Below are 17,947 nucleotides of genomic sequence, written 5' to 3'. Positions count from 1 at the left end.
ACGGCGAGCCGCTCCGCCGAGCCGGCTCGGTACCGGTCGTGACCGGCTCGCGTCCCGGGACCCGCCCGGTGACCGGCACCGTCGAGGAAGTACGGAGCCGAGCCCGGTGCCCGAGTGCCCCGGCGCCCGGCCCCCCGGAGGAGAGGCACCCCGCCATGACCACCGTTCGCCGCGGCGCCACGGCGCTCGCCGCCACCGCCGTCCTGCTGGCGGGTGGCGCCGGAGCGGTCGCCCCCGCCGCGCACGCCGCCCCGTCGCCCGCGCCGTCCCCCTCGGCCCCCGCCGTCCCGGCCGGCCTGTACGGCGCCAAGGACCCCACGTACGACGGCGTGTGGCGGCAGTCGCTGGCCTTCATGGCCCAGCAGGCGACCGGTGTCGAACCCGCCGGACAGGCCGTCGCCTGGCTGCTCGACCAGCAGTGCGACGACGGCGGTTTCCCCTCCTTCCGTGCCGACACCGCCGGGGACTGCCCGGCCGGGAAGCCCCTGGACACCAACGCCACCGCCGTCGCCCTCCAGGCGCTGAAGGGGGTCGACAGCCACGAGGACCGGACGCGGCAGGCCCGGGAGGACGCCACGGCGTGGCTGAAGCGCGTGCAGAACCACGACGGCGGCTGGGGCTACAACCCCGGCTCCCCCAGTGACGCCAACTCCACCGCGCTCGTCGTCAGCGCGCTCGCCGCCGTCGGCGAGGAGCCCGGCTCGGTGCGGGCGGCCGGCGGGAAGAGCCCGTACGACGCGCTGCTCACCTTCGCGCTGCCCTGCTCGGCGAAGCCCGGCGGCGGCGCCTTCGCCTACCAGCCCGAGAAGGACGGCACGCTCCGCGCCAACGACGACGCGACCGCCGCCGCGGTCCTCGCCGGCCTCGGCAAGCACGCCCTCGTGCGGGGCGTCACCCCGGACCAGGAGCCCACCTGCGTGGACGCCGCGAAGCCGACCGCCGAGCGGGCCGCCCGCAACGGCGCCGCGCACCTGGCCGCCGCCGTAGCGAAGACCGGCCACCTCGACCTGCCGCCGATGCCCGGGACCACCACGACCGCCGCCCAGCCCGACGTGGGCAACACCGCCGACGCCGCCCTCTCCCTGGCCGCCGCGGGCCACCGCGAGGCGGCCACGCGCGCCGTCACGTGGCTGGAGGGGAACTCCGCCGCCTGGGCGAAGGAGGGCGGGCCGGCCGCGTACGCACAGCTCGTCCTGGCCGCGCACACGGCGGGCGCCGACCCCCGCGCCTTCGGCGGCGCCGACCTCGTCGCGCAGCTCAACGCCACCGGGCCGAAGCCCGCGTCGACGCCCGACACCCGCGACCGGGGCGAGGCCGAGAAGGAGGAGACGGCGAAGAAGGAAGAGGAGTCCGGCTTCCCCGTCTGGCTGCTCGTCGCGGTCTTCCTCGTCGCCGGCATCGGCGTCGGCTTCCTGCTCAGCGGCCGCGGCGGGAAGCGCAAGCCGTGACCCGTACGCTCCCGGGCCGCGCGCGCCGGCCGCTCGCCGCGTCCGCCGCCGCCGCGCTCCTCGCCGTGCCGGCGGTGCTCGGCGCGGCCGGCACGGCCCAGGCCGCGGGGTACCGCTACTGGTCGTTCTGGGAGGGCGGCACCGGCGGCACGTGGGCGTACGCCACCCAGGGGCCGGCCACCACCCGCCCGGCCGACGGCGCCGTCCACGGGTACCGCTTCGCCGTGAGCACCGACAGCCAGGACGCCGACCGGCCCCGTCGCGCGCCCGACTTCGCGACCGTCTGCGCGGGCACGCCCGCCGCCGAGGGCAGCAAGCGCGTCGCGGTCGTCGTCGACTTCGGCACCGCCGCCGACGCGCCGCGCGGCGAGACCCCGCCCGCGGCGCGCACCGCGTGCGCGCGGGTACGGCCCGACGCGACCGGCGCGGAGGCCCTCGCGGCCGTCGCGGCGCCGCTGCGCTACGACGGGCAGGCGCTGCTGTGCGCCATCTCCGGCTACCCGCGGCAGGGCTGCGGCGAGCAGGTGGCGCAGCCCGCGACGCCGTCCCGGACACCGGGCACCACCGACCCCTCCCCCGCCGGGCGGACCGCCGCCGGGGACGCGGCCGGGAACGGGGGCGGGGGCCCGTCGGTGGGCCTCCTCGCCGGGGCGGCCGCCGTCGCCGCGCTCGGCACCGCCGCCCTCGTACGGGCCCGTCGCCGCGGGCGCCCATGAGGCTGCGCGCTCCCGAGGCGCACCGCTCCAACGCCGTCCACGCGGGCGCCTGGTGGTTGTGGGCGCTCGGCCTCGCCACCGCCGCGTCCCGCACCACCAACCCGCTGTTGCTGGGGCTGCTCGTGGCGGTCGCCGGGTACGTGGTGGCCGCGCGCCGCACGGACGCGCCCTGGGCCCGCTCCTACGGCGCCTTCCTCAAGCTGGGGCTGGCGGTGGTCGTCATCCGGGTCGTGTTCTCCATGGTGCTCGGCTCCCCCATCCCCGGTACGCACGTGCTGGTCACGCTGCCCGAGGTGCCGCTGCCGCAGTGGGCCCAGGGCGTGCGGATCGGCGGCCGCGTCACCGCCGAGCAGCTGGTGTTCGCCGTGTACGACGGGGCGAAGCTGGCCGCCATGCTGGTGTGCGTGGGCGCCGCGAACGCCCTCGCCAGCCCCGCGCGGCTGCTCAAGTCGCTGCCGGGCGCGCTGTACGAGGCCGGGGTGGCCGTGGTCGTCGCCATGACGTTCGCGCCGAACCTGGTGGCCGACGTGGCGCGGCTGCGGACCGCCCGGCGCCTGCGGGGCCGGCCGGCGGGCGGGGTCCGGGCGGTGCTGGGGATCGGGCTGCCCGTGCTGGAGGGCGCGCTGGAGCGGTCGGTGGCGGTGGCGGCGTCGATGGACGCGCGGGGTTACGGGCGCACGGCGGCGGTTCCGGCGGCGGTGCGGCACACGACGACCGTGCTGACGCTGGGCGGACTGCTCGGGGTGTGCGCCGGCACGTACGGGCTGCTCGCGGTGGAGGGCGCCGGGTACGGCGTGCCGCTGCTGGCGGCCGGTGCGGCCGCCGCGCTGGCGGGGTTGTGGCTGGGCGGGCGGCGCACGCCCCGCACCCGGTACCGGCCCGACCGGTGGGGCGTGCGGACGTGGCTGGTGGCCGCGTCGGGCGCCGCGGTGGCCGTGCTCGTGGCGGTGGCGGCGGCCGGGCCGGACGCGGAGGCGCTGCGGCCGGGGGTCACGCCGCTCCAGGCGCCCGGACTGCCGCTGTGGCCCGCGCTGTCCGTGCTGGTGGGCCTGCTGCCCGCGTTCGTCGCGCCCGTCCCGAAAGACCGCTGAGGAGTCCTGGTGATCCGCTTCGAGAACGTCACGGTGACCTACGAGGACGCCGCCGCGCCCGCCGTGCGCGACGTGGACCTGGCGGTCCCCGAGGGCGAGCTGGTGCTGCTGGTCGGCCCGTCCGGGACCGGCAAGTCGACCCTGCTGGGTGCCGTGTCGGGGCTCGTGCCGCACTTCACGGGCGGCACGCTGCGCGGCCGGGTCACGGTCGACGGGCGGGACACGCGCACGCACCGGCCGCGCGAACTGGCCGACGTGGTGGGCACCGTCGGGCAGGACCCGTCGGCGCACTTCGTCACGGACGTGGTCGAGGACGAGCTCGCGTACGGCATGGAGTCGCTGGGCCTGCCGCCCGAGGTGATGCGGCGCCGGGTCGAGGAGACGCTCGACCTGCTGGGCCTGGCGGACCTGCGGGACCGGCCGATCGCGTCCCTGTCGGGCGGGCAGCGGCAGCGCGTCGCCATCGGCTCCGTCCTCACCACGCACCCGAAGGTCCTCGTCCTGGACGAGCCGACGTCGGCGCTCGACCCGGCCGCCGCGGAGGAGGTCCTCGCGGTGCTCCAGCGCCTGGTGCACGACCTGGGGACGACCGTCCTGATGGCGGAGCACCGGCTGGAGCGGGTGGTGCAGTACGCGGACCGGGTGGCGCTGCTGCGCGGGCCCGGCACCCCCGTCCTGGTCGGCCCGCCGGCCGAGGTGATGCGGGTCTCCCCCGTGCACCCGCCGGTGGTCGGCCTGTCGCGGCTGGCGGGCTGGAACCCGCCGGCGCTCACCGTGCGCGACGCGCGCCGGCGGGCGGCTCCGCTGCGGGCACGCCTGGCGGGCGCCTCGCCCACGCCGCCCGTCCCCCCGTCCCTGACCGCGCCCACCTCCCTCGTGGCCGGGCCCGTGCGCGCGGCGGCGTCCGCGCCGGAGCCCGCGTCCGCACCCGTACCCCCGCCTGGGGCCGCGTCCGGGTCCGTGTCCGGCGTGGCCGCGTCCGCCGCCGTACCGGTGCCGGAGGGGCGGCGCTCGCGCTGGCCGTTCCGGCGCCGGGGCGCGGGCCGCGGGACGGCCGCGGCGGCGCAGGCCCCCGGTTCGGAGGCCGCCAGGCCGGGAGCCGCGGAGGCCGCCCGTGGTGACGCCCGCGCCGCCGTGGTCGACGTGCGGGGGCTCGCCGTGCGCCGGGGGCGGGTGGAGGCCCTGCGGGGCGTGGACCTGGAGGTGCGGGCGGGCGAGACGGTGGCACTGATGGGCCGCAACGGCGCGGGGAAGTCGACGCTGCTGGGCGCTCTGGTGGGGATGGTGGCGCCCGCGTCCGGTCGGGTCGTCGTGGGCGGCCTGGTCCCGGGCCGCACCGCGCCGGGCGAGCTGGTGCGGGAGGTCGGCCTGGTCCCGCAGGAGCCGCGCGACCTGCTGTACGCGGACACGGTGGCCGCCGAGTGCGCGGCCGCCGACACCGACGCGGGGGCCGCTCCCGGCGCCTGCCGGGAGCTGGTGGCCGCGCTGCTGCCCGGCGTGCCGGACGGCACGCACCCCCGGGACCTCTCCGAGGGGCAGCGGCTGGCCCTGGCGCTGGCGGTGGTGCTGACCGGCCGGCCCCGGGTGCTGCTGCTCGACGAGCCGACCCGGGGCCTGGACTACGCCGCGAAGGCCCGCCTGGTGGAGGTGCTGCGCGGACTGGCGGCGCGGGGCCACGCGATCGTGCTGGCCACGCACGACGTGGAGCTGGCGGCCGAGCTGGCGCACCGGGTGGTGATCCTCGCCGACGGGGAGGTCGTCGCGGACGGGCCGACGCACGAGGTCGTCGTGTCGTCGCCGGCGTTCGCCCCGCAGGTGGCGAAGGTGCTGGCGCCGCTGCCGTGGCTGACCGTCGCCCAGGTGGAGGCGGCGCTGTGACGGCCCGGCCCGTGCGGCTCGGTCCGCGCTCGGTGGCCGCGCTGGTGCTGGTCAGCGCGGTCGGGGTGGCCGCGTTCGGCTGGCCGCTGCTGGCGGACGACGCGTCCGGCCTGGCGGCGGCGCACGCCGGGGTCGCGCCGTGGCTGTTCGCGGTGCTGCTGCCGCTGCTCGTCGGGGTGGTCGTGGCGACGATCGCCGACTCGGGCATGGACGCCAAGGCGGTGGCGATGCTCGGCGTGCTGGCGGCGGTGGGAGCGGCGCTGCGGCCGCTGGGCGCGGGCACGGCGGGCCTGGAGCCGATGTTCTTCCTGATGGTGCTGAGCGGCCGGGTGCTGGGGCCCGGGTTCGGCTTCGTGCTGGGCGCGGTGACGATGTTCGCGTCGGCGCTGCTCACCGGCGGGGTCGGGCCCTGGATGCCGTACCAGATGCTGTCGATGGCGTGGTTCACCATGGGCGCCGGGCTGCTGCCGGGGCGCGACGGGCTGCGCGGGCGCGGGGAGCTGGGGCTGCTGGCGGCGTACGGCGCGGCGGCCGCCTTCGCGTACGGGACGGCCATGAACCTCCAGGGGTGGGTGCTGGCCCTGCCGGCCGGTTCCAGCGGGATCGCCTTCCACCCCGGTGAGCCGCTGCAGGCGAACCTGGTGCGGTTCGGGGCGTACTGCCTGGCGACGTCGATGGGGTGGGACCTGGGGCGCGCGGCGCTGACCGTGGTGCTCACGGTGACCATCGGTTCCACGGTTCTGAAGGCGCTCCGGCGTGCGACTCGACGGGCCGCTTTCGAGGCCCAGGTCACATTCGAAGGCGACGAAAAGCCTCATCGGGGGTCGTTCCGGGTGAGGCCCCCCACAGGACCCACGTCACATACGACCCTCCTTAGGGGGCGCGGGGAGGGGTCGGCGGAGGGCCGGTCTCCCCGCGGCGACCTGCACTGATCGCCCCGGCGCCGGACGGGGGCACGGCGGCCGTCTCCGGCCCCGCCTCGTACTCGGGGGGCGTTGCCAGGTCCCTCCCGGCCTGCTTTCGTTGATGACGTCGCCGGGCACCGACGGCAGCGCGACCGCCTCGCGGTCCTGCCGAAGTGCCTCATGGCGAGCCTCCCCGAGACCCCGGGCGCACCGGGACCTTGGTTCCGGCATGCCTGCGACAGTCCCGTCCCCGACGTGAGGTCATCCACGTGTTCCGCTCCATCTCCAGCCGTGCCACCGCCCGCAGCAAGTCCGCCGTCGCCACCGCAGCCGTGCTGCTGGGCGCGTCGGGCGCCGTGATGGCGGTGACGGCCCCGGCGTCGGCCGCGCCGAACTCCGCGCAGACGATCGCCAAGAAGATGGTCCCGGCCGGCCAGTACCAGTGCTTCAGCAAGATCGTCCAGCACGAGTCCGGCTGGGACCACACGGCCACCAACGCCTCGTCCGGCGCCTACGGCCTGGTCCAGGCCCTGCCCGCGTCGAAGATGTCGTCGGCCGGCACGGACTGGAAGACCAACCCGGCCACCCAGATCGAGTGGGGCCTGGACTACATGAACGACCGCTACGGCAGCCCCTGTGGCGCGTGGAAGTTCTGGCAGGACAACCACTGGTACTGATCGGCGGCCGCCCCGGCGGCGCCCCACCGGCACCCGCTTGACGCAGGCCCCCGGCGACTCCGTTCGCCGGGGGCCTGCGGCGCGCACGGGCTTCGTGGCGGGTGCGCGGGTCCGCGGCGGGTGCGGCTCGTGGCGGGTGCGGCGTGCGGGCGCGGTCCGGGAGCGGGAGGCGGGCCGCCGCCCCGGCGGCGGGGGTGGTCGGCTAGTTTCCTGACCATGACTCAGGAAACGCACGACCAGGACCGCTGGAGCGCCGTCGACGCGTACGTCACCGACCTGCTCTGCCCCGCCGACGAGGCCCTGACCGCCGCGCTCGCCGCGAGCGACGAGGCCGGTCTGCCGCAGATCGCCGTGGCGGCCAACCAGGGCAAGCTGCTGCACCTCCTCGCCCGGATCCAGGGCGCCCGGACGATCCTGGAGATCGGCACCCTCGGCGGGTACAGCTCCATCTGGCTGGCCCGGGCGCTGCCGGAGGGCGGCCGGCTCGTCACACTGGAGTACTCCCCCGCGCACGCCGAGGTCGCCCGGCGCAACCTGGCCCGCGCGGGCCTCGAAGCGGTGTCGGAGGTCCGCACGGGCGCGGCCCTCGACACCCTGCCGGAGCTGGAGGCGGAGGGGGCGGGCCCCTTCGACCTGGTCTTCGTCGACGCGGACAAGAAGAACAACCCGCACTACGTGGAGTGGGCGCTGCGGCTGACCCGGCCGGGCAGCGTGATCGTCGTCGACAACGTGGTGCGCGGCGGCACCGTCCTCGACACCGGCACGGCCGACGAGGCCACGCGCGGCACGCGCGACATGTTCGACCTGGTCGCGCGCGACCCGCGGTTGGACGCCACGGCCTTCCAGACCGTCGGCACCAAGGGGTACGACGGCATGCTCGTCGCCCGGGTGGTGTCCTGAGGCCGTGGCGACGACGATCCGCGCCGACCGGGGCGCCGAACGCGGCGCCGGCTGGGAGATACGCCCCGAGCACCACGCCACCCCCGACGCCGAGGCGCTGCGCCGCGACTACTACGACGAGGTCGCCAGCCGGTACTGGCGGCGGCCCGCCACCGCCGCGGAGGTCGACGAAGGACTGGCCGGTGACGGCGTGGAGGCCCTGGCACCACCGACCGGCGCGTTCCTGGTGGGTCGGTACGGGGGGAAGCCGGCGGCCTGCGGCGGCGTGCTGATGCTGGACGCCGGGCGGGCGGAGCTGACCCGGGTCTTCGTGCGCCCCGCCTTCCGCGGCACCGGCGGCGCCGGACTGCTGCTGGCGGCGCTGGAGGCGGCGGCCCTGGACCTCGGCGCCCGCCGCATGGTCCTGAACACCCGCCTGGACCTGGTGGAGGCCCGCGCCCTGTACGCCCGGCACGGTTACGCGGAGATACCCGCCTACTGCGAGGGCCCGTACATGGAGGTCTGGTACGGCAAGGAGCTGGAACGGCCCTGAGGACCCGCCGCCCCTACAGGCGGTGGTCGGGTGGCGGCTCGCCCCTGGGGTGCTCCCGGGTCGAGCCGTTCAGCTCGGCGGTCAGCTCCTCCACCAGCTTGATCAGGTCGGTCGGCCGGTCGGGCCCCCACCAGTCGCCGAGCAGCTCGGCGAGGGACTCCTCACGGGCGTGCGCGAGCCGGGTCGCCACCTCCAGGCCCCGCTCGGTCAGGAACAGCTGCAGGCCCTCGCGCCGGGCCAGCCCCCGCTCCTCCACCTGCCGGGACGCCTCCGTGATGATCCGGATGGGTACGGGGGTGACCTCGGCGAGCCGCGCGGGCTCGACCGTCCCGTGGCGCCGGATGCGCAGCAGCAGCCAGCTGGCGGCGGGCAGCAGGTCGAGCCCCGCGCGCTCGGTGATCCGGACGTAGACGGCCCTGCGGCCCTCGCGGGAGCCGAGCACGGACAGGGCGCGGGCGCACTCGTCGTACGAGGAGCGGTGGACCGGGTTCGAGGCGAGCGTCTCGCTGGGGTCGGGCGCGGTGACCGAGCCGCGCAGCCGGTCCTCGCGCAGGAACCAGGCGATCACGAAGGCCAGCAGGACGACGGGCGACGCGTAGAGGAAGACGTCCGTGATGGAGGTCGCGTACGCGTCGAGCGCGGCCGGGCGCAGGGCGGGCGGCAGCTCGGCGATGGCGCGCGGGTCCGCGGAGACGGCCCGCGCGTCGACGCCCGGCGGGACGTCCTGCCCGGCGAGGGCGTCGGTGAGCTTGCCGGTGAGGCGGCTGGTGAAGATCGTGCCGAAGACGGCGACGCCGAAGGACGCGCCGATGGAGCGGAAGAAGGTGGCGCCGGAGGTGGCGACGCCGAGGTCCTCGTAACCGACGGAGTTCTGCGCGACGAGCACCAGGACCTGCATGACCAGGCCGAGGCCGGCACCGAAGACGAAGAAGTACAGGCTCATCTCCCACACGGGGCTCGTCTGCTCCATCCGGTGCAGCAGCAGCAGGCCCACGGTCGTCAGGGCGGTTCCCACGACCGGGAAGACCTTCCAGCGGCCGGTGCGGCTGACGAGCTGGCCGGACGCGGTGGAGGTGAGGAGCATGCCGAGCACCATGGGCAGCATGTGCACGCCGGACATGGTGGGGCTGACGCGCTGGACGACCTGCAGGAACGTCGGCAGGTACGTCATGGCGCCGAACATCGCGAAGCCGATGACGAAGCTGATGACGGAGACGAGGGTGAAGGTGCGGATCCGGAACAGCTTCAGCGGCAGCACCGGCTCGGCCGCGCGCCGCTCGACGAACACGAACGCCACGAGCAGGACGGCGCCCAGCACCGCGAGGCCGATGATGCGGGCGGAGCCCCAGGGCCAGGTGGTGCCGCCGAGGGACGCGACGAGGACGAGGCAGGTGGCGACCGAGGCGATGAGGAAGGTGCCCGCGTAGTCGATGGTGTGGCGGGCGCGGTGGGACGGGATGTGCAGGGCCGCGGCGATCACGAAGAGCGCGACGATGCCGACGGGCACGTTGATGTAGAAGACCCAGCGCCAGGAGAGGTGCTCGGTGAAGACCCCGCCGAGGAGCGGGCCGAGGACGCTGGTCGTGCCGAAGACGGCGCCGAAGACGCCCTGGTACCTGCCGCGGTCGCGGGGGGCGACGAGGTCGCCCACGATCGCCATGGACAGCACCATCAGCCCACCGCCGCCCAGGCCCTGCACGGCGCGGTAGGCGATGAGCTGCGGCATGTCCTGCGCGATGCCGCAGAGCACCGACCCCAGCAGGAAGATCACGATCGCGGTCTGGAAGAGCCGTTTGCGGCCGTACTGGTCGCCCAGCTTGCCCCACAGGGGGGTGGCCGCGGTGGCCGCGAGCATGTAGGCGGTGACGACCCAGGAGAGGTGGTCCATGCCGCCGAGCTCGCTGACGATCGTCGGCAGGGCCGTCGACACGATGGTCTGGTCGAGCGCGGCGAGCAGCATGCCGAGGAGCAGGGCCCCGATGGGCACCAGGACCGTCCGCCGGTCGTAGCCCGCGCCGGGGGCCGGGGTGGTGGCCGGGGTGCCGACTGGCCGCGTCATGGGCGCCTCCCTCGCTGTCTCCCCATCCATCGTGGGCGGTCTGGCCGGTTATGGCCTGCCGAGCGGGACGCGGACTGTTGGGAACGTCACGTCGTACCTGCATAATCGCTGCGTTCACGGGGGTCGTTTTTCAGCCAGCAGCGCCGTCAGGGGAGGAACCCGCAGTGGCCGGAGAGGTCTGTCCTGGGTGCGGTGCGCCCGCGGCGGCGCGGACGGCGGGCTGCACCTGCGCCACCGCCCACGGCCCGGGCCCCGCGCCGGACGCGTTCGAACCGCTGCGGATACGGCCGTACGTGCAGCTCCGCCCCTCCCCCGCGCCCGGCGCGGACGCGGGTACCGGTACGGGTACGGGTGCGGGCGGCGGGTCCGGCGTGGGCGGCGGCCTCGGCCCGGACGGGTCCGCGCCGGACCTGGACGCGGGTGCCGGCGCGGGTGCGGGTGCGGGCGGCGGGTACGGCTCGGGCGGCGGTGCGGACGGCGGTGCGGGTCTGTGGGGCGCGGGCCGCGACGCCGGGTACGGCGACGGCGGTGCCACGGGGCCGATCGGGCACGGCGGGTACGGGGGGCTCCCGGACGCCGGGCACCACCCCGGGCCGCTCCCCCAGGACCGGAGCCAGGCCCACCCCGGGCCGCTCCCCCAGGCGCAGGGCCAGGCCCGCGCCGACGCCGGCCCTCACGCCCCCGCCACCGCTCCGCACGCCGGCCTCCCGGACGGTGCCGGGGCCGTGCACGACGCCGGGCTCGTCGACGTCACCCCGCCGCACGCGGCCGCCCCGCCCCGGCCTGGGCGGGCGCGGCGGCGCGTGGAGGCGCGCGGACGGCGGGGCTCCCGTGCGCCGGGACCGGTCGCCGGGGTGCTGGTGGCCGTCGTCGCGGTCGTGGGGGTGGCTGCCTTCGCGGGCGGCCTGTTCGACGGGGACGGTTCGGCCGACCGGGTGGCGCCCGACCCGCGGCCCAGCGTGCCGCCGTGGCCCGAGGCCGTCACCGGGACGCCGACGCCGGAGGCGAGCGGCGCGCCGTCGGGGAGCGCGCGGCCGTCGACGTCCGAGCCGTCGGCGCCGGGGCGCCCGTCCGGCGCCGGCTCCTCGGGGGGCTCGGCGGAGGCGACGGCGCCGGACACGGCCGCCGCCCCCGACTCGGCCGCCGCGTCCCCGGGGCGCTCGGCGCCGGTGGACGAGCGGCCCCCGCCCTCGCCCGACGCGTCCACCTCCGAGGCGACCGGCGGGCCCGTCCTCAGCCGCGGCGACCGGGGCCGGGCCGTCTCCGACCTCCAGCACCGGCTGCGCCAGGTGGGTCTGTACGACGGCCCCCCGCACGGCCGCTACGACAAGGACGTCGAGCGCGCGGTCGCCGCGTACCAGTCCGGTCGCGGCATCACGACCGACCCGAGCGGCGTCTACGGCGCGGACACGCGCACCGCCCTGGAAGCCGAGACCTCGGGACACTGACCGGGCCACCCCGCCGTTCGGGCTGCGCGCCCGCCCCCGCCGCCCACCGCCCGGAGCACGCGACCCGGGGCCCGCCGGCCGGCCCGCGCCCCGATCCGGCGCCCCGCCCGTCGCCCCGCGCGTCGCCCGGCACCCCGGCCCCCGTCCCGCACCCCCGCACGGGTGCGGGACGGGGGCCGGGTGGCGCCGCCCGCCCTTCGTTTTGTATGGTGCAGGAACAAAGTGGTCCCGCCCGTACTCCCTGACCGGCGGGCGGGCCCACTGCGTACCCCCTCGCGCCTGGAGACCCCATGACGGCCACCCCCACGACCGACGTCCTCACCGCCCGGGCGCTGCTGCTCGACATGGACGGCACGCTCGTCGACTCCGACGCGGTGGTGGAGCGCGTCTGGCGGCGCTGGGCGCTCCGGCACGGGCTGGACCCGCAGGAGGCGCTGAAGGTCGTGCACGGCCGCCAGGGGTACGCCACGATGGCCGCCCTGCTGCCCGACCGGCCCATGGAGCTCAACCACGCGGAGAACCGCGAGCTGCTCGCCGAGGAGACGGCCGACCTCGACGGCGTCGTCCCGATACCCGGCGCCCCGGACTTCCTCGCGTCGATCGCCGCCCTCCCGCACGCCCTGGTCACCTCCGCCGACGCCCCCTTGGCGCGGGCGCGGATGGGAGCGGCCGGGCTGCGCATGCCGGAGGTGCGGGTGACCGCCGAGTGCGTCAGCGCCAGCAAGCCCGACCCGGAGGGCTTCCTGAAGGGCGCGGCGGAGCTGGGCTTCGCCCCGGCGGAGTGCGTGGTGTTCGAGGACTCGGAGGCGGGCGTCGCCGCCGGCCGGGCGGCGGGCATGCGCGTCGTGGGCGTCGGCCCCCGGGCCGCGGCGTTCGCACCGGACGTGCACGTGGCGGACCTGACGCGGCTGCGCGTGGAGGCGGGCGCCGACGGCGTGCTCCACCTCCACGTCACCGCCCCGGCGGCCTGACGCCCCGGGGCCGCCGGCCGCCGGGCCGCGTCAGCCGACCAGCGCCTCGTAGAAGCTGAAGCCCGCGAGCGCCAGCATCAGGCCGGCGGCCACCTTGGTGATCAGCCGCAGCGGGACGTACTTCATGAGGGTCCGGCCGCCCAGGATGCCCAGGGCGGCGACCGCCCACAGGGCGAGGACCGCGCCGAGGCCGACGGAGAGCGGGTCGTCGTAGCGGGCGGCGAGGTTCGCGGTCATGATCTGCGTCAGGTCGCCGAACTCGGCGACGAGGATCAGCATGAAGCCCGCGCCGGAGACCTTCCAGAAGGACTGGTCGGCGGGGGCCTTGAGCTCCTCCTCCTCGCCGTCGTCCTTCTTCAGCAGCAGCACCGCCGCGCCCGCCAGGAACAGCACGCCGACGAACGCCTGCACCAGCCGGTGCGGAAGGAGCGTGAGGACGCTGCCCGCGGCGACGGCGAGGGCCACGTGGACGGCGAAGGCGGCGGCGACGCCCGCGAAGACGTAGGACGCGCGGTAGCGGGTGCCGAGCATCAGACCGGCGAGCGCGGTCTTGTCGGGGAGTTCGGCGAGGAAGACGACACCGAAGGTGATCGTCGTGATCGTCAGGCTGAGCACGGGCTGGGTTCCTCAATCGGTCGGGCTCCGCCGTACCGAGGGACCTTCGCTGGCGCGATTTCGGGGTCGCTTCGGCACGCCGGGGCCATGGGTACATGACTCCGTTGGTGCCGAAGGTCTCGCTGGCGGCGCCTCTCGCGAGGTCCGCCTCCGGGCGCCGGCCGGGCACGAGGCCCAGCAGTATGTCGACGGTCCGGCGAAGAGCTACTCCCCTTCTGCTCCGTCCAGGGTACGCGACCTCCGATCGGCACCCGTGGCGACCCCGACCCCCGGTGCCCGCCGGCACCGGGATCAGCCCCGGCCGCCCGACCCGCCCGGACGCCCGGCCCCCACTCCCCCAGTCGCCCGCCCGCACCCGACCGGCCTCGCCCCGCCGCCTCGGCCGACCGCCTCGGCCGACCGCCCCCGCGAACACCCCCGCCCCCCTCGGCCTCCCGCACGAACGCCCCTCCCCCGCGCCCGTCGGCCTCCCGCGCGGAAGCCCCCTCCCCCGGCCGCCGGCCCCTCCCGCGGGCGCCCCTCACTCAACCGGCGGCGGCCTCCTCCGCCCGGTGCAACCGGCCGCGCGCCACGAGTTCCAGCACCACGGCCACCGCCACGGCCTGCACCGCCATCAGCGCGACCAGCACGAACAGCTGGACCGCCCCCGCCTGGAGGGGTGACGCCCCGCCCAGGAGCATGCCGACGAAGGCGCCCGGCAGCGTGACGAGCCCCACCGTCCGGGTCTGGTCCAGTCCCGGCAGCAGCGCGTCGGCGGCGCCCGCCCGCGCGACCTCCAGCCGGGCGTCGCGGGGCGCCAGGCCGAGCGCGAGCCCCGCCTCCACCTCGCCGTGGCGGGCGGCCAGGTCGTCCAGGGCGCGCCGCCCGCCGAGGACGGTCGCGGTGAGCGCCCCGCCGACGAGGATCCCGGTGACGGGGACCAGCGTGATCCCCCTGACCGGCACCAGTCCGGTGAGGACCAGCGCCGCCACGACCGGCGCCACCCCGGCGGCGATGGGCAGGGCGGCCCAGCGCCACGTGCGGTTGGCGGTGAGGCGCCGGCCGGCGGTCCGTGCGGCGACCCCGTACATGACGAGGAGGAAGAGCAGGAGGAGCGGTACGGCGCGGACCACCCAGCCGATGACCAGCGACACGGCGGCCAGCTGCACGGCGGCGCGCACCCCCGCGACGGCGACCTCCCGGGGCGGGCGCAGGCGGGCGACGGCGACGACGGCCGCCGCGACGGCGAGCAGGACGGCGAGGACGGCGCCGAAAGCGAGGTCGACGGTCAGCAGCACACCCCAACCCTAGGGCGCACACGGACATCTGGCGGGTTGTCATCAAGTCGACAAGGACCTTGTCGTGACGTGTGCATGTCGTCACGCTGTTACCTGGCGCCCACCCCCGCGACACCCGGCGCCACCACGATGGCCGAGCCGCCCTTCCGGGCGGCCCGGTCGAGCCCTCACCCCTGCTGGGAGTACGCATGTCCCGTGTCTACGCGCGTCAACCCCTCCGCCGCGCCGCCGTCGCCACGCTCGCCGCCGCCCTGGCCGCCACCGGCCTGCTGGCCACCGCGCCCACCGCCCAGGCGGCCCCGCCCACCCCGGTCAGCGCCTCCACCGCCCGCACGTACCTGGGCCAGCTCGCGGTCCGGGCGGAAGGTTCCTCCTCCGGGTACAGCCGGGAGGCCTTCCCGCACTGGATCACCCAGTACGGCACCTGCAACACCCGCGAGGTCGTCCTCCACCGCGACGGCACCGGTGTCGAGCAGGACGCCGGCTGCGCGGCCGTCGCCGGGCGCTGGTACTCGGAGTACGACGGCGCCACCTGGACCGTCGCCTCCGACCTGGACATCGACCACGTCGTCCCGCTCGCCGAGGCGTGGCGCTCGGGTGCGAACGCGTGGACCACGACCGATCGCCGGGCCTTCGCCAACGACCTGACGCGCCCCCAGCTCATCGCCGTCACGGACAACGTCAACCAGGCCAAGGGCGACCAGGACCCCGCCGAGTGGATGCCCTCGCGCACCGCGTACCGCTGCACCTACGCCCGCATGTGGGTGCACGTGAAGCACCACTGGGGCCTGTCGGTGGACACGGCGGAGAAGACCGCCCTGCAGTCCACCCTCAACGCCTGCTGACCGCGCGGCCCCGACCCTCGGCCCGCCCCCTCCTCCCGTCATGCGCCCCGCACCGGTACGGCTCCCGCCCCGGCCGGGGTGCCGTACCGGTACGGCGGGTGACTCGCCGGACGGGGCGCTCGCCGCGCCGGGCGTGTCACGGGTCAGCCGTCGGCGATCCCGCGGCCCCGGGGGCCGGCAACCACCCGGGATGGGAACCCGCCCCCACCACAGAGCGAGTCACGGGCCCCGCGCTGTCCGGTCCGGGGTCCTATGTGGTGGGGGCGGGTGATCAGGGGCCGGAGGCAGCCGGGACCGGCGAGGCGCCGGGAGGCGCTGCCGGAACGTGTCACCGGCGAACGCGGCGCGCGTGCGGCCGCCCGGCTCCCGGCCGGGGCTCACCCCGGTCGTCGAGCAGGCCGCTCCGCGCGGGGCGGCGCTACCTCCGCGCGCCTTCCCCCGAGCACGGCAGGGGGCACGGGGGCCCACCGGTTCACTGGGCTGCGGGCTCGGGCGCCGTCCCGGCCGACTCGTCGGCGGACAGCCGGACCGGCCAGGCCGACAGGATGTACGCGCAGTCCACATCCGGGACCTCGACGGACAGCGGATGCCCGTTCTTGATGCGCTCGCGCGCCGCGCGCTGCCGGTCAGGGGCGGTGGCCCACGCCCGGAGTCGCGCGGGGCAATCCGGCACGGGCACGCTCACCACGCGCACGGCAGGGCGCACCCACGCCGAGCGGGACGGGTCGGGGTCGAGCCGGTCCGCGATGCGCAGGGCCTCGCCGCGGAGCCATCGCAGCGCCAGGACCGGGGAAATGGTGCGGAAGGCGCCGAGGACGTACCGCACCACCCGGCCCGTGCCGTACACGGGCCCCTCGGCGAGCACTTCGGACCGGTAGCCCGCCGGGACGGTCCCGCCGTTCACGGCCGCTCCTCACGCAGCGGCACCCACGGGCGTTCGATCACTTCGAGGAACGTGGTGTGGCCGGGGTGGTCGCGCAGATGCGAGAACGTCCACGGCTGAGCGTCGCCGGCGTTCCCGAACGCGGCCGACTCCGCGCCGCACTTCGTACCGTCGCCGTCGAGCGCCGTACAGCGGAACCGGTGGGTGAGCGGTGGGGCGCCCTCGTCCCGGTGCGGCGCGAGCCGGTGGCGCACGAGCCGGTACGTCCGCGTCACAGCCGCTCACCCCGGCTCCGGGCGTTCCATCGTTCGAGTTCCGCGTGCAGCCGCTCCGCGCGGCTCGCCCGACGGACGGCCCCGGGCTCGGCCTCCCACTCGGGCCCGCCCCCGACCGGACGCAGCGACCAGTAGGGGCCGGCGACCCCCCGGAACTCGCCCAGCCGGTCGGCCCGGCCGGTGTCCACCACGAGCGTGCCGGGGGTCGGGGCGTGTGGCGCTTCACGACCCTCCGCGGCCACGCCACCTTCGGAACGTTCGGACACTGCCACTCCTCTCCGTAGTCGTTCCACTACCAGGGCGGCTCAGCATTGACCTAGAGTCGGGAACCATTCAACGTGTCAGGAGAGGACGACAAGTTGGTGTTACCCCGTTGAACGTCAAGGAGTTGAACCCGGACAGCTCGCCGCAAGCTGCGTTCGGAGCACGCCTACGCAGGTCCCGCAGTGAGCGCGGCTGGACGCAGGACGAATTGGGCGGCCGGATGGGATATTCCAGCACGCATATTTCGTCTGTTGAAACAGGTCGCAAGATGCCAACCTTGCGACTCGCGCGGAGCGCGGACGCTGCGCTCGGCACCGGTGACACGTTCGAGCGCGAGTGGCGCGAGATCCGGCACGGCGCGCTGCTGGAAGGGTTTCCGGAGTACCTGGGCCACGAGAGCCGGGCAGCAGAGATCCGGCTCTACGAGGTCGGCGTCATCCATGGCCTCCTGCAGACACCCGCCTACGCGTCGGCCCTCGCCGAAAGCGCCGTCAAGCGGGGTGCGATCACACCGGACCAGGCAGACGAGCGGGTCGCACTCGTCATGGAGCGGCAAGCGGCCCTCGCACGGACACCGCCGCCACTGCTCTTGGTGGTGCTGGACGAGAGCTGCATCCGTCGCCCCATCGGAGAATCTGCGGTCATGGAGGCGCAGTTGGCCCGCCTGGTGGAGTTCGCCGAGCTGCCGAACACCGTGCTTCAGGTGGCACCGTTCGACATGGGAGTTCGCCGCCCGTTCGATCTACCGATAACCGTGCTGACGCTGCCGGACCGGTCGCTCATGTCGTACGCGGAATCCTCACAGCGGGGACACCTCGACCGGGAAACCCCCTCTGTGGTGCCCATTTTGGGGGCCTACCATCAGTTGCAGGCCGAAGCCCTGTCCCAGGCGGCATCCGTGGCCATGATCAATCAGTTACGAAAGGGCACCCCGTGACGACCGAGCACCCGCAGTGGTTCACGTCCTCGTACAGCAACAACGGCGGCCAGTGCGTCGAGGTCGCCGCCAACTTCGCCCGCTCGCGCGGCGTCGTCCCCGTCCGCGACTCCAAGGACCCGGGCGGACCGGTCCTGGACGTCTCCACCGGAGCGTTCGCCTCGTTCGTGGCGGGCATCAAGAGCGGAAACCTCGACGCCGCCTGACACGGCACGGCACGGCACGG

At 76.1% G+C, this 17,947-nt stretch carries 19 protein-coding genes; 13 read left to right on the top strand and 6 right to left on the bottom strand.

The genetic code is table 11. From position 1 onward, the window contains the following. The first annotated feature begins 155 nt into the window (after positions 1-155). From ACF053_RS08275 to ACF053_RS08240, 8 genes are all read left to right on the top strand, one after another. Positions 156-1,448 carry a prenyltransferase/squalene oxidase repeat-containing protein gene (locus ACF053_RS08275; protein WP_391953105.1) on the top strand — a complete coding sequence of 431 codons (1,293 nt, stop codon included), beginning with the start codon at positions 156-158 and terminating at the stop codon, positions 1,446-1,448. Then, positions 1,445-2,164: an SCO2322 family protein gene (locus ACF053_RS08270; protein WP_391953104.1), complete on the top strand. Its 720-nt coding sequence runs from the start codon at positions 1,445-1,447 to the stop codon at positions 2,162-2,164. Before ACF053_RS08275 ends, ACF053_RS08270 begins: the two co-directional genes overlap by 4 nt. After that, on the top strand, positions 2,161-3,255 hold the full coding sequence (locus ACF053_RS08265) for an energy-coupling factor transporter transmembrane protein EcfT (RefSeq protein WP_391953103.1): 1,095 nt from the start codon (positions 2,161-2,163) through the stop codon (positions 3,253-3,255). The genes ACF053_RS08270 and ACF053_RS08265 overlap by 4 nt, the downstream gene beginning before the upstream one ends. Before the next feature lie 9 nt (positions 3,256-3,264). Then, entirely contained in the window at positions 3,265-5,133 is a 1,869-nt protein-coding gene (locus ACF053_RS08260; protein WP_391953102.1) for an ABC transporter ATP-binding protein, read from the top strand. Beyond that, positions 5,097-6,065 carry an ECF transporter S component gene (locus ACF053_RS08255; RefSeq protein ID WP_391953101.1) on the top strand — a complete coding sequence of 323 codons (969 nt, stop codon included), beginning with the start codon at positions 5,097-5,099 and terminating at the stop codon, positions 6,063-6,065. The genes ACF053_RS08260 and ACF053_RS08255 overlap by 37 nt, the downstream gene beginning before the upstream one ends. A 242-nt stretch (positions 6,066-6,307) precedes the next feature. After that, complete coding sequence (locus ACF053_RS08250) at positions 6,308-6,715, top strand: aggregation-promoting factor C-terminal-like domain-containing protein (RefSeq protein ID WP_391953100.1); 408 nt, start codon at positions 6,308-6,310, stop codon at positions 6,713-6,715. Between the two features lie 216 nt (positions 6,716-6,931). Then, entirely contained in the window at positions 6,932-7,615 is a 684-nt protein-coding gene (locus ACF053_RS08245) for an O-methyltransferase (RefSeq protein ID WP_391953099.1), read from the top strand. Between the two features lie 4 nt (positions 7,616-7,619). Continuing rightward, positions 7,620-8,147 carry a GNAT family N-acetyltransferase gene (locus ACF053_RS08240; protein WP_391953098.1) on the top strand — a complete coding sequence of 176 codons (528 nt, stop codon included), beginning with the start codon at positions 7,620-7,622 and terminating at the stop codon, positions 8,145-8,147. A gap of 13 nt (positions 8,148-8,160) precedes the next feature. On the opposite strand, the gene ACF053_RS08235 is transcribed toward ACF053_RS08240, so the two are convergent. Continuing rightward, the gene (locus tag ACF053_RS08235; RefSeq protein ID WP_391953097.1) at positions 8,161-10,206 is read right to left on the bottom strand and encodes an MDR family MFS transporter; all 2,046 of its coding nucleotides are present in this window, start codon (positions 10,204-10,206) and stop codon (positions 8,161-8,163) included. 164 nt (positions 10,207-10,370) lie between these two features. Between ACF053_RS08235 and ACF053_RS08230 the strand changes: the two genes are divergently transcribed. After that, on the top strand, positions 10,371-11,654 hold the full coding sequence (locus tag ACF053_RS08230; RefSeq protein WP_391953096.1) for a peptidoglycan-binding domain-containing protein: 1,284 nt from the start codon (positions 10,371-10,373) through the stop codon (positions 11,652-11,654). A gap of 290 nt (positions 11,655-11,944) precedes the next feature. Continuing rightward, positions 11,945-12,625, top strand: coding sequence for an HAD-IA family hydrolase (locus tag ACF053_RS08225; protein WP_391953095.1), 681 nt, complete (start codon positions 11,945-11,947; stop codon positions 12,623-12,625). A 30-nt stretch (positions 12,626-12,655) separates the two neighbouring features. On the opposite strand, the gene ACF053_RS08220 is transcribed toward ACF053_RS08225, so the two are convergent. Together ACF053_RS08220 and ACF053_RS08215 are read right to left on the bottom strand one after the other, a co-directional pair. Then, complete coding sequence (locus tag ACF053_RS08220) at positions 12,656-13,240, bottom strand: TMEM165/GDT1 family protein (protein ID WP_391953094.1); 585 nt, start codon at positions 13,238-13,240, stop codon at positions 12,656-12,658. Positions 13,241-13,764: 524 nt separating this feature from the next. Beyond that, the gene (locus ACF053_RS08215; RefSeq protein WP_391953093.1) at positions 13,765-14,517 is read right to left on the bottom strand and encodes an ABC transporter permease; all 753 of its coding nucleotides are present in this window, start codon (positions 14,515-14,517) and stop codon (positions 13,765-13,767) included. Positions 14,518-14,705: 188 nt separating this feature from the next. Between ACF053_RS08215 and ACF053_RS08210 the strand changes: the two genes are divergently transcribed. Continuing rightward, positions 14,706-15,362 (top strand): HNH endonuclease family protein, encoded by a 657-nt coding sequence (locus ACF053_RS08210; RefSeq protein WP_391953092.1) that lies wholly within the window; start codon positions 14,706-14,708, stop codon positions 15,360-15,362. A gap of 472 nt (positions 15,363-15,834) precedes the next feature. Here ACF053_RS08210 and ACF053_RS08205 read toward each other — a convergent pair whose 3' ends face one another. Genes ACF053_RS08205 through ACF053_RS08195 form a run of 3 tightly spaced genes read right to left on the bottom strand, consistent with a single transcriptional unit; the run spans position 15,835 to position 16,786 of the window. Beyond that, positions 15,835-16,266 carry a hypothetical protein gene (locus ACF053_RS08205; protein ID WP_391953091.1) on the bottom strand — a complete coding sequence of 144 codons (432 nt, stop codon included), beginning with the start codon at positions 16,264-16,266 and terminating at the stop codon, positions 15,835-15,837. After that, the gene (locus tag ACF053_RS08200; protein ID WP_391953090.1) at positions 16,263-16,520 is read right to left on the bottom strand and encodes a DUF7848 domain-containing protein; all 258 of its coding nucleotides are present in this window, start codon (positions 16,518-16,520) and stop codon (positions 16,263-16,265) included. The genes ACF053_RS08205 and ACF053_RS08200 overlap by 4 nt, the downstream gene beginning before the upstream one ends. Continuing rightward, positions 16,517-16,786 (bottom strand): hypothetical protein, encoded by a 270-nt coding sequence (locus tag ACF053_RS08195; RefSeq protein ID WP_391953089.1) that lies wholly within the window; start codon positions 16,784-16,786, stop codon positions 16,517-16,519. The genes ACF053_RS08200 and ACF053_RS08195 overlap by 4 nt, the downstream gene beginning before the upstream one ends. A gap of 107 nt (positions 16,787-16,893) precedes the next feature. Here ACF053_RS08195 and ACF053_RS08190 point away from each other — a divergent pair, with 107 nt between their 5' ends. Together ACF053_RS08190 and ACF053_RS08185 are read left to right on the top strand one after the other, a co-directional pair. After that, the gene (locus ACF053_RS08190) at positions 16,894-17,721 is read left to right on the top strand and encodes a helix-turn-helix domain-containing protein (RefSeq protein WP_391953088.1); all 828 of its coding nucleotides are present in this window, start codon (positions 16,894-16,896) and stop codon (positions 17,719-17,721) included. Beyond that, positions 17,718-17,927, top strand: a complete 210-nt coding sequence (locus tag ACF053_RS08185; RefSeq protein WP_391953087.1) for a DUF397 domain-containing protein — start codon at positions 17,718-17,720, stop codon at positions 17,925-17,927. Before ACF053_RS08190 ends, ACF053_RS08185 begins: the two co-directional genes overlap by 4 nt. The last annotated feature ends 20 nt before the right edge of the window (positions 17,928-17,947 follow it).

This window comes from Streptomyces kanasensis (assembly GCF_043077165.1).
Classification (GTDB): Bacteria; Actinomycetota; Actinomycetes; order Streptomycetales; family Streptomycetaceae; genus Streptomyces; species Streptomyces changanensis.
The sequence above is the reverse complement of the archived record's forward strand: the minus strand, read 5'-3'. Positions and strand labels throughout refer to the sequence as shown.